Annotated in this window: 10 protein-coding genes and 1 pseudogene; 5 read left to right on the top strand and 6 right to left on the bottom strand. The window is 71.4% G+C overall.

Features of this window, described 5'->3' with window-relative positions:
- Positions 1-74: 74 nt before the first annotated feature.
- The 3 genes from Acor_RS10095 to serA form a co-directional block, all read right to left on the bottom strand.
- Positions 75-1,121, bottom strand: a complete 1,047-nt coding sequence (locus tag Acor_RS10095; protein WP_155336313.1) for a 3-isopropylmalate dehydrogenase — start codon at positions 1,119-1,121, stop codon at positions 75-77.
- Positions 1,122-1,166: 45 nt separating this feature from the next.
- The gene (locus tag Acor_RS10100) at positions 1,167-2,096 is read right to left on the bottom strand and encodes an ROK family protein (protein ID WP_422664796.1); all 930 of its coding nucleotides are present in this window, start codon (positions 2,094-2,096) and stop codon (positions 1,167-1,169) included.
- Between the two features lie 523 nt (positions 2,097-2,619).
- Positions 2,620-4,209, bottom strand: a complete 1,590-nt coding sequence (gene serA, locus Acor_RS10105) for a phosphoglycerate dehydrogenase (protein WP_155336315.1) — start codon at positions 4,207-4,209, stop codon at positions 2,620-2,622.
- A 396-nt stretch (positions 4,210-4,605) separates the two neighbouring features.
- Here serA and Acor_RS10110 point away from each other — a divergent pair, with 396 nt between their 5' ends.
- Both Acor_RS10110 and Acor_RS10115 read left to right on the top strand, forming a co-directional pair.
- Entirely contained in the window at positions 4,606-5,460 is an 855-nt protein-coding gene (locus Acor_RS10110) for a hypothetical protein (RefSeq protein WP_155336316.1), read from the top strand.
- A 117-nt stretch (positions 5,461-5,577) separates the two neighbouring features.
- Complete coding sequence (locus Acor_RS10115) at positions 5,578-6,909, top strand: MFS transporter (RefSeq protein ID WP_155336317.1); 1,332 nt, start codon at positions 5,578-5,580, stop codon at positions 6,907-6,909.
- On the opposite strand, the gene Acor_RS10120 is transcribed toward Acor_RS10115, so the two are convergent.
- On the bottom strand, positions 6,902-8,515 hold the full coding sequence (locus tag Acor_RS10120) for an FtsX-like permease family protein (RefSeq protein ID WP_155336318.1): 1,614 nt from the start codon (positions 8,513-8,515) through the stop codon (positions 6,902-6,904). The two genes, Acor_RS10115 and Acor_RS10120, sit on opposite strands and share 8 nt — an antisense overlap.
- Here Acor_RS10120 and Acor_RS10125 point away from each other — a divergent pair.
- Positions 8,475-9,152 carry a hypothetical protein gene (locus tag Acor_RS10125; protein WP_155336319.1) on the top strand — a complete coding sequence of 226 codons (678 nt, stop codon included), beginning with the start codon at positions 8,475-8,477 and terminating at the stop codon, positions 9,150-9,152. The two genes, Acor_RS10120 and Acor_RS10125, sit on opposite strands and share 41 nt — an antisense overlap.
- Positions 9,153-9,398: 246 nt before the next feature.
- Here Acor_RS10125 and Acor_RS46210 read toward each other — a convergent pair.
- Positions 9,399-10,102, bottom strand: a pseudogene (locus tag Acor_RS46210) (ABC transporter ATP-binding protein).
- A complete protein-coding gene (locus Acor_RS10135; RefSeq protein ID WP_155336320.1) occupies positions 10,099-10,614 on the bottom strand; it encodes a PadR family transcriptional regulator in 516 nt (171 codons plus the stop codon). The pseudogene Acor_RS46210 and the gene Acor_RS10135 overlap by 4 nt, the downstream one beginning before the upstream one ends.
- A gap of 210 nt (positions 10,615-10,824) precedes the next feature.
- Here Acor_RS10135 and Acor_RS10140 point away from each other — a divergent pair, with 210 nt between their 5' ends.
- Both Acor_RS10140 and Acor_RS10145 read left to right on the top strand, forming a co-directional pair.
- A complete protein-coding gene (locus tag Acor_RS10140; RefSeq protein WP_155336321.1) occupies positions 10,825-11,742 on the top strand; it encodes a CAP domain-containing protein in 918 nt (305 codons plus the stop codon).
- 93 nt (positions 11,743-11,835) lie between these two features.
- Positions 11,836-12,372: a DUF1707 and FHA domain-containing protein gene (locus tag Acor_RS10145; protein ID WP_155336322.1), complete on the top strand. Its 537-nt coding sequence runs from the start codon at positions 11,836-11,838 to the stop codon at positions 12,370-12,372.
- The last annotated feature ends 29 nt before the right edge of the window (positions 12,373-12,401 follow it).

A 12,401-nucleotide genomic window follows, 5' to 3' on the forward strand; every position in this document is an offset into this window, starting at 1 on the left:
TAACAAAAAAGCGCATGGTGGCCCTTACCGGGGCCACCATGCGCCTTCTGTGCGCTCTGCGGATGTGGCCGGCGTCAGCCGGCTACTCGGGCGGCGATGTCGTCGCCGATCTCACGGGTCTTGCGGGCCACCCACGCGCCCTGCCGTTCGACCAGGTCGTCGGCGACGGCCTGCTCGACCCTGGCCGCGGCCTCGGCGAAGCCGAGATGGTCCAGCAGCATCGCGACGGACAGGATGGTCGCCGACGGGTCGGCCTTGTGCTGGCCGGCGATGTCCGGGGCGGAGCCGTGCACCGGCTCGAACATGCTGGGCGCGGTCCGGTCCGGGTTGATGTTGCCGCTGGCGGCCAGGCCGATGCCGCCCGCGATGGCGGCGCCGATGTCGGTGATGATGTCGCCGAACAGGTTGTCGGTGACGATCACGTCGAACCGCTGCGGCTGCGACACGAAGAACATGGAGGCCGCGTCGACGTGGCAGTAGTCGGTGGCGACCTGCGGGAACTCCTCGGCGACCCGGTTGACCGTGCGCTGCCACAGGTCGCCGGAGAAGGTGAGCACGTTAGTCTTGTGGACCAGGGTGAGCTGCTTCCGCTCCCGGGACGCGGCCTTGGCGAAGGCATACCGCACGACCCGCTCCACGCCGTGGGCGGTGTTCACCGAGTCCTGAGTGGCGATCTCCTGCGGGGTGCCCTTGCGCAGCACGCCACCGGCGCCCGCATACGGCCCCTCGGTGCCCTCGCGGACGACGACCATGTCGATGTCGCCGGGCAGCACCTTGCCGAGCGGGGTCTCCACGCCGGGGAACAGCTTGACCGGCCGCAGGTTGACGTAGTGGTCGAGCTGGAACCTGAGCTTCAGCAGCAGGTCGCGCTCCAGCACGCCGGGCGGCACGCTCGGGTCGCCGACCGCGCCCAGCAGAATCGCGTCGTAGCCGCGCAGTTCCGCGAGGACCGGGTCGGGAAGGGTCTCACCGGTGGCGTGGTAGCGCTTGGCGCCGAGATCGTACTGAGTCGTCTCGACCTTGACGCCGGCCGCGTCCAGCACCTTGAGGCCCTCGGTGACGACCTCGATCCCGATCCCGTCGCCGGGGATCACCGCCAGCCGGATGTTGCTCGAATCCATGCCGGTACCCTACCCGTCCATCTCGAAGATCGAGAACCCATCTCATCATGCGAGCGCGACGGTCTGCTCGAACACCTGGTCCCTGGCCGCCGCCAGGCCCACCGCGAGCGCGCCGAGCAGCACGGCGTCCGGCCCGATGGACGAGATCTGGATCCGCGGCGCGCGGAGCGCCACCAGCGACTCCAGCCGTTCGGCCACCGGACCGGCCAGCAGGTCGCCGGCCTGCGCGCCGATGCCGCCGCCGAGCACCACCAGCTCGGGGTCGAGGACGGCGGCCACCCCGGCCAGCGCGTGCGCGATGTGGTCGACCTCGGCGGCCAGCACCCGGCCGGCGGTCGCGTCCCCGGCCCTGGCCGCGTCGAACACGTCCTTGGCGGTGGCGGCGTCCAGGCCGAGCCGCCGGGCCAGCGCCAGCACGCCGTCGGCGGAGGCCACCGACTCGAACATGCCCCGGCCCGGGTTGACCCTCGGGTCGCCCTCCCCCACCGGCAGGTACGAGATCTCCCCCGCCGCGCCCCGGGAGCCGCGGTAGAGCCTGCCGTCGATGACGACGCCCATCCCGATCCCGGTGCCGATGGACACGAACACGAAATGCGAGACGCCCTGGCCCAGGCCGTACGCGCCCTCGCCGACGGCGGCCAGATCGACGTCGTTCTCCAGCACGTACGGCGCCGCCACCACCTCCGCGAGCCGCTCGACCGCGCCTGGCAGCTCCCAGCCGGGCAGGTTGGGCGCCAGCAGCAGCGCGCCGGTCTCCTTGTCGTGGATGCCCGGCGTGCCGAACACCGACAGGGTGATGTCCTCGGCCGTCAGCCCCGCGCCGGCGAGCAACTCGGCCGCCAGGCCGGTCAGCTGCGCGATCAGCTCCGCCGGGTGGTCCGCCCTGGACGGCTCGTCGCGCCGGGCCACGATGTCGCCCACCAGGTCGGCGAGCGCGACCCGGACGTAGTTGCGCCCGATGTCCACCGCGAGCACCCACCCGGCCTGTGGCCGGATCTCGTACAGCAGCGCCGCCCGGCCCGCGTTGCCGGTCCGCAGACCGACCGCGCGGACCAGTTTGGCGCGCTCCAAATCCGCGAGAGCCACGGATATCGTCGGTTTCGACAGACCGGTGGCCTGGGCGAGTTCCGGCCGGGAGACCTGGCCCATCCGGAAGATCTCGCCGAAGACGGCCCGCTCGTTCATGACCCGGAGCAGGCTCGTCGTGTTCGCGGTCACGCCGCCGATGCTCACCACATCCCAAGATTGGCATATCCCCCGTTGCGGCGAGGGCGCAGTTGATCACGGCGGAGCGGCGGTTCTAACGCTGCGGGGAGCCGCCGTTGTCCCGGCGGTCGAGAGCGATCTGGATCGCGTCTGCGGCCTCGTCCCGGGCCTCGTCCGGACGGTTCCAGGGATACATGTCATACATGGCAGACCTCCTACCTTGGGGAGGTCTGCCAGATTACCCCAGTCATCTCATTGGACGACCTAGCATCTCAGGATCTGAGACGCTGGGTCAGTCCTCCAGGTCCACCGTGCGGCCGCTGTCGGCGCCGATCTCGGTGCCGATCTGGTCCACCACGTCCGCCGGGATGGCCGAGTCGACGGTCAGCGCGATCAGCGCCTTGCCGCCCTTCTCGCCCCGGGCCACCTGCATCGAGGCGATGTTGACCCGGTGCTCGCCGAGCAGCCGGCCGACGATCCCGACGATGCCGGGCCGGTCGGTGTAGGTGAAGAAGGCCAGGTGGTCGGTGGGCTCGATCTCCATGGTGAAGCCGTTGACCTCGACCAGCTTCATGATCTGCCGGGGGCCCGACAGCGTCCCGGACACCGAGACGGTCCGCCCGTCGGCGAGCACGCCGCGCACGGTGATCAGGTTCCGCCAGTCCGGCGACTCCGAGCTGGTGACCAGCTCCACGATGGTGCCGCGGTCCTTGGCCAGCAGCGGCGCGTTCACATAGGTGACCGCGTCGGTGACCACGTCGGTGAAGACGCCCTTGAGCGCGGCCAGTTCCAGCACCCGCACGTCCTGCCCGGCGATCTCGCCGCGCACCTCGACGTCCAGGCGGGTGGCGACCTCGCCGGCCAGCGCGGTGAAGATCCGGCCGAGCCGCTCGGTCAGCGGCAGGCCCGGCTTGACGTCCTCGGCCACCGCGCCGCCCTGCACGTTCACCGCGTCCGGCACGAACTCCCCGGCCAGCGCCAGCTTGACGCTGCGGGCCACCTGGGTGCCCGCCTTCTCCTGGGCCTCGTGGGTGGAGGCGCCCAGGTGCGGGGTGACGACGACCTGGTCGAGCTCGAACAGCGGGCTGTCGGTGACCGGCTCCTTCGGGAACACGTCGATCCCGGCCCCGGCCACCCGGCCCTCCTTGATCGCCGAGTAGAGCGCGTTCTCGTCGATGATGCCGCCGCGGGCCACGTTGATCAGCCGCACGTTCGGCTTGACCTGGTGCAGCTCCCGGTCACCGATGAGGCCGATGGTCTCCTTGGACTTGGGCAGGTGCACGGTGATGAAGTCGGCCTGCTGCAGCACCTCCTCCAGCGAGACCAGCCGCACCCCCATCGCCGCGGCCCTGGCCGGCTGCAGATAGGGGTCGTACGCGATGATCTCCACGCCGAACGGCTGCAGCCGCTGCGCGACCAGCTGGCCGATCTTGCCGAGGCCGAGGATGCCGACGACCTTCTCGTCCAGCTCCACGCCGGTGTACTTGGAACGTTTCCATTCGCCGTTCTTGAGCGCGCCGTGCGCCTGGGCGACGTTCCTGGCCGAGGCCAGGATCAGCGCGATGGTGTGCTCGGCGGCGCTGGTGATGTTCGAGGTCGGCGCGTTCACCACCATGACCCCCGCCTTGGTGGCGGCTTCGACGTCGACGTTGTCGAGGCCGACGCCGGCGCGGGCGACGACGCGCAGCTTGGGAGCGTGCGCGATGGCCTCGGCGTCCACCTGGGTGGCGCTGCGGACGATCAGAGCGTCCACGTCGGCGAGCGCGGGCAGGAACTGGGACCGGTCGGCTCCGTCGGTGTGGCGGACCTCGAAGTCCGCCCCGAGCACGGCCAGACCGGCGTCGGACAGCTCCTCTGCGACCAGGACGACTGGCTTGTTCACTGATTTGTCCTTCGAGAATTACGGGCGCGATCAGCGCGAGCTTGCCGGGACTTAGGACGGCCCCGAGTCTAGCTGTGTCTACTTGCCGCGCCTTCGGCGCGGCGGCCCGGCCGCCTTCAGCCGGTGTCTTCCCTCGTCTCTCCGGTCGCTGCGCTCCCTGCGTTCCTCAGTCCAGACACCGGCGCGGCCGGGCAGATCCCACATATGACCCAGGGCGGAGGGATGGGGGTGTTGTGACGGAGGGGGATCGTGAGACTTCTTCGCGTATCGGGGCAGAACGAGCGGCCTACCCAGATTGGACCGTGCCCATACACACTGGCTCCAGCTTGGTATTGATCGCACCTATTCTTGGCGATTAGCCTGCTAAACCGTGGTTCGGTACCTATGGTTTCGTATATGAGCATCGGGAACCCCGCTCTCGGCGAAGTGCTCGCCCAGCACGGCAGCCCGCACCGTCTGCTGGCGGCGCTGGCCGAATGGGGAATCCTGGTGGCGGTCAGACCTGATCGTTCGGTCGTGCTCGGCACGACGCAGGGCGGGGAACGTGTGCTGCTGGGCTACACCGGCCCGGCCACCTACGCGCGGCATCGAGGCAGTCATGCGCTGTCCGCCTGTGACGCGGACACGATTCTCGACATCCAGCGGGTGACCGGGGTCCGGGAGATCGTCATCGACGCGGCGGGGCCGGCCGCGGCGGCGGTTCCCATCGAGGATCTCCAGCGGTATCTGCAGAGCACCCGGAGCGGTCCCGCCCCGGTGCTGGCGGCCTCCGCGCCCAACGCGTACGCGACCGGGAGCATGGCGATGATCACCAAGCCGCCGGTCCGGACCATGCCCGCGCCCGCCCCCACGCCGGTCTCGTCGTCCTCCTGGGTTCCGCAGCCACGTCAGCATCTGTCCGGGGCGATGACCGTCGTCGATCCCGGATACCAGCGCACCAACCATCCGATCCTGCCCGCGCTGCGGGTGGCCATCGCCGAACTGCTCCGCGACTTCGCGGTGATCCACCATGTGTGGATCTCCGAGGCCCGGACCGTGTCCGGCTCGTCGGGGATAATGCTGCACGTCAAGGTGCACACCCCGGCCGCCGAGGACATCGTCCGCGATCTGCACCGCGGGGTGCGGTCCCGGCTGCCGCAGCTGGCCGCGAGCGAGGCGCCGGTGCTGATGGCCCGGGTGGCGGACGCGCACACCGAACGCCGGATGATCGAACTGGGCGCGCACGTGGTCTGCGCGGACGTCCGGGAGTAGCCCCGAATCAGGGGCTTTGAGCCGAAAAATCGTGACCTGCGTGGGTCTATAACACCTTGCTGGGCAATCGGGATCACCGCCTAGTCGGTCGGGCGCTTGGTGGGCTTCAATGACGCCATGATTCCCGCGACCTCCGGCCGGGTCCCCACCGGCGTGCGCATCGGCTACGCCGTCGGCTCGTTCTGCACGGCCAACTTCGCCGCCATCCCGGGGCTGCTGCTGCTGATCTACATGACCAACGTGCTCGCGGTCGATCCGCTGCTGGCCGGGATCGTGGTGTTCCTGCCCAAGGCGTGGGATCTGATCGCGAACACGCTGATCGGGCAGTGGTCGGACCGGACGGTCTCCCGCTGGGGGCCGCGGCGGCCGTGGATGCTGGCCGGGACCGCCGTGCTGCCGATCGCGTTCGCGGTCATGTTCATCGGGCCGCCGCTGAAGGGCGTGCCGGCCGCGATCTTCGTCGGGCTGGTGTTCCTGGTCGCGGCGACGGGGTACGCGCTGTACGAGGTGCCGTACAAGGCGATGCCGGCCGAGATGACGCACGACTACCACGAGCGCACGTCGCTGCTCCAGTGGCGGATGGTGTTCATCGCGATCGCCATCGCGATGAGCGGGGTGCTGGCGCCGATGCTGGCGGGGGACACCATCGAGGGTTATCGGACGATGGGCTTCGTGTTCGCGGCGATCCTGCTGGTCGCCATGATCGGCTCGTTCTTCGGGACGGCGAACGCGCCGTACACCGGGCAGCAGGAGTCGGAGGGCTCGCTGCGGGTGCAACTGGCGGCGGCCAAGGACTCCAAGCCGTTCCTGTGGCTGCTCGGGCTGTGCAGCGCACAGACCCTGGCCGCCGGGGTGATGCTGGCGGGCGCGCCGTACTTCGCGGCGTACACGCTGGGCAACCCGGAGTCGACGACCACGCTGTTCGCGGCGCTGGTCGGGCCGATGCTGATCACCATGCCGCTGTGGGTGTGGCTGGCCAGGGTGCTGGACAAGCGCGGCGCGATGATCCTGTCCGGCCTGCTGTTCATGGCGGGCGCGACCCTGGCCACGGCCAGCCCCCTGTTCGGCCCGCTCTACGCGCACTTCTGCATCGTGGTGGTCGGCGTCGGGTACGCCGGGCTCCAGCTCCTCCAGTTCTCCATGCTGGCCGACGTGATCGCCTACGACGGCCAGGTCAGCGGCAAGCGCAGGGGCGGCGTCTTCACCGGCCTGTGGACGGCGGTGGAGAGCGCGGTCGCCGCCTTCGGCGCCACCATCTACGGCGTGACCCTGTCCGTCGGCGGCTTCCTGGAGTCCGACCCCGCCAACCCGGTCACCCAGCCGGGCTCGGCCGTCACCGCCGTCCTGATCGGCATCACGGTCATCCCCGCGCTGATCATCCTCTCCGGCGTCCTGATGACCCTCAAGTACGATCTGAGCGCCGACAAGCTGGCCCCGGCGGTCACGTGAGCCGCCGCCCGAGCCGGATCCCGGTCCGCGCGAACACCCCCGTGATCAGGGCCGCCACCAGCGGCAGCACCAGCACCATGCCCGCCAGCAACGCCCAGGGCACGGCCACGATCGGCGTGGAGACGAACTCCAGGGCCGTGGAGGTGTCCGCGCCGTAGGTGCTGCCGCCCTGGGGTATGCCGGTGACGGCCCAGGCGGCCAGCACGCCCGGCGGCAGACCGGCGAGCACCCCGGTCAGCGTGCCCAGGCCGGCGATGAACGCGCCCTGGCTGGCGACGATGAGGCGGCGGGTCCACGGCGAGGCGCCGACGGCGGCCATCGTGTCCAGGTCCGGGCGGGCGTCGGCGGCGGCCAGCGCGGTCGCGACGACGGCCGCGACCAGCACCAGCAGCCCGGCCACCAGGGCGAGCACGGCCAGCGTCAGATCTTCCTCCCGCACCTGCGAGCCGCGCTCCACCGTCAGCTGGGCTTGGCCGCTCAGGGCGGACACCCGGGCGCCGAGCCGCCGCTCCTGCTCGGCGCTCAGCCGCAGCATGGCCGGATCGATCAGCAGCGCGGTGGTGCGGGCGGTCAGCCGGGAGGCATCGGCAAGCCCGGCCGGGACGAGCGCGCCGAACGGCGGCGGGCGGTCGGCGTGGGCCGCGACGGCGGGCACGGTGACCCGGGTGAGTTCTTCCCCCATCCCGGGCACGGAAAGCCGTGCCCGCCCGCCGCGCACGCCGTTGGCGTCGAAGCTCACGGCCTTCCCTGCCGCGAGCGCGGCGGCGGCGGCCGGATCGTCCCTGCCGAGCACGTACCTGAGCAGGTCGGGGCCGCCGAAGACCACGTCGCCCAGCCTGCCGAAGGAGTGGCTGCACCCGTCGCAGGAACGGACCAGGCTGGCCCGGCGCTCCAGCGGAGGCAGCACGTCCCCGGCGGCTCGCACCGTCCTGACCTCGATGAGCGGCACGCCGGGCAGCTCTGCCTCCATCGCCGAGCGCACCCCCGCCCACTGGTCCTCGTCGAGATCCTCGGCGAACGCCATGGCGGTGCCCGGCACGTTCACAGAGATCGAGTTGACCCGCCGATCGGCGCCCTGACTGGACAGCAGCACCGCGATGGTGGTCAGCCCGGTCATCGCCGCCAGCACGGCGGCCACCGCGGGCGAGGTGCGGCCGCGGTTGCGGGCGGCGTCCCTGGCGGCGAGCCGGAGCGGCAGCGGCAGCCAGGCGCGGGTCCGGCCGGCCACCCGGACCAGCAGCGGGGTCAGCGCGACCAGCCCGAGCACCAGCACCAGCACGCCGAAGACGAGTGCCAGCATCGCGACCGACGGGCTCCCCATCAGACGCGTGACGATCCCGCAGCAGGCGACTCCGGCCACCACCAGGACCAGGCCGAACACGGGCAGGCCCGCGCGGTCCCTGACCCGGTCCCTGCGCCCGGCCAGCACGGCGGCCACCTCGGCCCGACCTGCCTGGACGGCCGGAGTCAGCGCGGCCAGCAGCCCGCTGGCCAGGGCCAGCGCCGCCACCCCGGCCAGCGGCCAGCCCGGCACGTCGAACGGCCCGTAGACCGGGACCGGCTGGTTGGCGCGGTACACCGTCACCGCGGCGACGCCGATGCCCACCGGCACCCCGGCAAGGGGCGGCCAGGCCGCCGAGCAGCAGCCCGTCGGCCAGCGTCAGGGCGCGCAGGTGCCCGGCCTCCGCGCCCTGCGCGGCCAGCAGGCCGAGCTCACGCCTGCGGCGGCGCAGCCCCACCGCGAACGCGGGCCCGGCCAGCAGCACCACCTCCAGCACGATCAGCAGGATGCCGAGCAGGCCGCTGGTCGTCCCCGCGTCGAACTCGGTGGGCCGCGGGTACACGCTGGGCACGTCCGGCGGGTCGGCGGCGACGGCGCGGGAACGCACCACCAGCCCTTCCCGGTTCAGCCGCTGGACCTGATCCCAGCCGACCGGCGCGGGCGTGTCGACGAGCCACTGGACCTCGTGCACCCGCACGGGCGCGGCAGGGCCGGGCGCGGCCCCGTCCGCGGGTTCCGGCACCAGCGCGGGCGGCGAGCCAGGGCCGGCGGTTCCGGGCAGCGTGATCATCGCGTCCATCGGCGTCATGTTCCTGATCGACTCGGCCACGCCGACCACGCGGACCCGCCGGGCGGCCAGCGAATCCGGATCGTCGAGCCGATCGGCGCCAGTTCGGCCAGCGCGACGGAGACGGCCGTCTCGCCCGCGTCGGCGGGCATCCGCCCGGACACCCGGACGTAGATTCCCTCGGTGAGCGAGTCGCGGGAGTCGATCTCGTAGGCGTAGATCCACTTTCTCGCGCCGGCGATGTCCACGAGCTGCTCGCCCGAGGTGATCCGGGTGACCCGGCCACCGGCCGCCGCCGCGATCTGGGCGTCGGGCTCACCAGGGCCACCGGCACCGCGATCATCAGGAAGATCAGCGAGCTGCGGCCCCGGTCCCGCCACAGGTCGCGGCGGGACAGGCGCAGCATCGCGCGCAAGGCGCTCATCGGGCGCTCACCAGCGGCTCGGCGGTGTCGGCGATCCTGCCGTCGCGCAGGAACACGACCCGGTCGGCCCAGGCCGCGTACCGGGACTCGTGGGTGACCAGCAGCACGGCGGCGCCGGCCTCGCAGCGCTCGCGCAGCAGCTGCAGGACCGCGTCGCCGGTCGGGGTGTCGAGCGCGCCTGTGGGCTCGTCGGCCAGCAGCAGGGAACGCCCGCCGACGAGCGCGCGGGCGATGGCCACCCGCTGCCGCTGGCCGCCGGACAGCTCCTCGGGGAACCGGTCCCCGGCGTCCGCCAGCCCGACCTCGCCCAGCACCGTCCCGGCCTCGGCCCGCGCCTGTCTGGTACGGACTCCGTCCAGCTCACGCGGGAGCATCACGTTCTCGATCGCGGTCAGCGAGGGAATCAGGTTGAGATCCTGGACACGTAACCCGCGTGCCTGCGGCGCAGAGCGGCGAGCTCCCGCGCGGACAGCCCGTCCAGCCGGACGCCGCCGAGCTCGGCCGTGCCGGAGGTGGCGCGTTCGAGCCCGCCGGCCAGGTTGAGCAGGGTCGACTTGCCGGACCCCGACGGACCCATGACCGCGACCAGCTCCCCGGCCGCGACCTCCAGGCTCACCCCGCGCAGGGCGGAGACCGCCTGCTCCCCCGTGCCGTGGACTTTGGTGACCTCGGTCAGGCGGGACACCGGTGCTGTGCTCATCGAGACTCCTGGGGGGACGCGCCGAGAACGGCTTCGCAGTGGTCGAGCCAGCGCTGCTCGGCCTCGGCCTGAAAGATCATCGAGTCGTAGACCAGGCGCTGCGGCAGTTCCGCGCCGCGTTTGGCCCTGGTCAGGGACTGCAGGGTGCGCATGGTGGCCGAGCGCTGGGCCTGCACCACGCCGCGCACGTCCACGCCGGGGGCGGTCACCGCCATCGCGAGTTTGATCACCAGTTCGTCGCGCGGCCGGTCGGACTGGGCGATGGGGGTGCTGAACCAGCGCTCCAGTTCCGACCGGCCGGGTTCGGTGATGGCGTAGACCACCCGGCCCTGCTCGTCCTGCTCGCCGGGGGCCACCAGGCCGTCGCGCTCCATCCGGGCCAGCGTCGTGTAGACCTGGCCGATGTTGAGCGGCCAGGTCGCCCCCGTGGAAGCCTCGAATTCGGCGCGCAGCTGGTAGCCGTATCGCGCCCCCTGGCTGAGCAGGGCGAGCAGGCCGTGGCGGATCGACATAGATACTGAGTATGCATACTCAGTATGCCCGAAGCAAATCGATGTGACGAGGATCACACTTGCGCGGATGGAACGTAGCCATCAGGGCTGACGGCTCTACCGATCTTCCGATCCCACGACAAAAGGGTCGATTACTCGGTATTCCGGGTTGAAGGGGGACCATAATGCTGATTTCCATCCAGCGTCTAACCCCTCCACCTGGAAGGAAGCATGAACAAACCCCTGCGAGCGCTCCTCTGCCTGACCGCGATCGTCGCCGTCGGCTGTGGCACGACCCCCCTCCCCGCCGCCTCTCCCGTCGCCGCCGCGGCCGGACTGTCGGCCGAGTCCGGATCCTCTGGATCTTCGGCGGGAACCTCCTCTGGGTCGGCGACCGCGGCATCGATAGTCGCGCGCTGTCGGGTCGCGGCGGCGAAGCCGGTCCTGACCTCGGCTGGACGCCTCCGCGCGAGCGTGTCCCGAGCCGGATGCACCAAGGAGGCCCGCCTCCGCATCCGGATCAAGAAGTCCGTCCTCGGTCCTGACCGGGTCGTCAAGAGCGGCTCGCGGATCGTCCGCAACGCGCGCCTGACCACGACCAGCACCGCGAACTGCGCCCCCGGCGTGTTCTACACCACGGCCACCGACTCGGCCGGCCACGTCGCGGTCTCCAGGAAGGTCCGGGTCAGGTGCCCCGCGGCGCCCAAGCCCACCCCCACGCCGACCCCCACCGAGAACCCGGGCGCGGGCGGCGGCGGGACCGGCGTCGGCACCGCGATCGAGAACGAGGTCGTCCGGCTGACCAACGCCGAACGCGCCAAGGCCGGCTGCAAGCCGCTCGTGCACGAGGCGCGCCTGCACAAGGCCGCCCTCGGTCACTCGGCCGACATGTCCGCCAAGAACTACTTCGACCACGACTCCCAGGACGGGCGCGGGTTCGACGACCGGATCAAGGCCACCGGCTACTCCTTCTCCTCCATCGGCGAGAACATCGCCCAGGGTCAGCGCACGGCCGAGTCCGTGATGAAGGACTGGATGGGCAGCCCCGGCCACCGGCAGAACATCCTCAACTGCGACTACACCCAGATCGGCGTCGGGTACGTCGCCGCCGGCGGTCCGTACTGGACTCAGGACTTCGGCAGGCCGTAAACGCCTCTACCGGCCCGCGTGGCAGCGCGGGCCGGTAGAGTCATGTTCTCGGCAATCTGGACACCAGAGATCTGGAAAGCGGATACTCCAGACATGAGCTCGCAGCCACCCGTACGCGCCTCGGATGGGGACCGCGATCGCGCGCTCAACGAGCTTCGCGACCGGGCCGCCGAAGGCCGCTTGTCGATGGAGACCTTCGTCGGGCGGGTGGATCAGGCCCTGCGCGCCCGCAGCCGCGACGAGCTGGACGAACTCATCGCGGACCTGCCGCACCGCGGCCGCTGGCGACGCCGGATCACCGAGGCCGTCGCGTCCGCCTCCGACTTCACCTCCCGGCTGCAGAGCGCCTGGCGCCGCCCGCGCCTCCCGCGCCTGGCGCTCCCGCCCGACAGCAGAATCCGCTACGTGGTCGGCCGGGGCTCCTCCTGCGACCTCGTCCTGTCCGACCTGACCGTCTCCCGCGTCCACGCCGAACTCCGCCGCGAAGAGGACTACTGGCTCCTGGTCGACCTCGGCTCACTCAACGGCACCCGCCTCAACGGCTGGCGCCTGGTCGGCCCGGCCCGGGTCCGCACCGGCGACGAGATCGCCTTCGGCGACTGCGCCTTCCTGGTCTCCGCCCCCGCCTAAAGAAAACGGCGCCACCCCACAAGGAGTGA

Origin of the sequence: Acrocarpospora corrugata (assembly GCF_009687845.1) — a bacterium.
GTDB lineage: Bacteria > Actinomycetota > Actinomycetes > Streptosporangiales > Streptosporangiaceae > Acrocarpospora > Acrocarpospora corrugata.

Coding starts and splice junctions, on each gene's coding strand:
- Acor_RS10095 (WP_155336313.1), bottom strand. CDS start 1,121: ATGGATTCGAGCAACATCCGGCTGGCGGTGATCCCCGGCGACGGGATC.
- Acor_RS10110 (WP_155336316.1), top strand. CDS start 4,606: ATGAGCATCGGGAACCCCGCTCTCGGCGAAGTGCTCGCCCAGCACGGC.
- Acor_RS10115 (WP_155336317.1), top strand. CDS start 5,578: ATGATTCCCGCGACCTCCGGCCGGGTCCCCACCGGCGTGCGCATCGGC.
- Acor_RS10135 (WP_155336320.1), bottom strand. CDS start 10,614: ATGTCGATCCGCCACGGCCTGCTCGCCCTGCTCAGCCAGGGGGCGCGA.
- Acor_RS10140 (WP_155336321.1), top strand. CDS start 10,825: ATGAACAAACCCCTGCGAGCGCTCCTCTGCCTGACCGCGATCGTCGCC.
- Acor_RS10145 (WP_155336322.1), top strand. CDS start 11,836: ATGAGCTCGCAGCCACCCGTACGCGCCTCGGATGGGGACCGCGATCGC.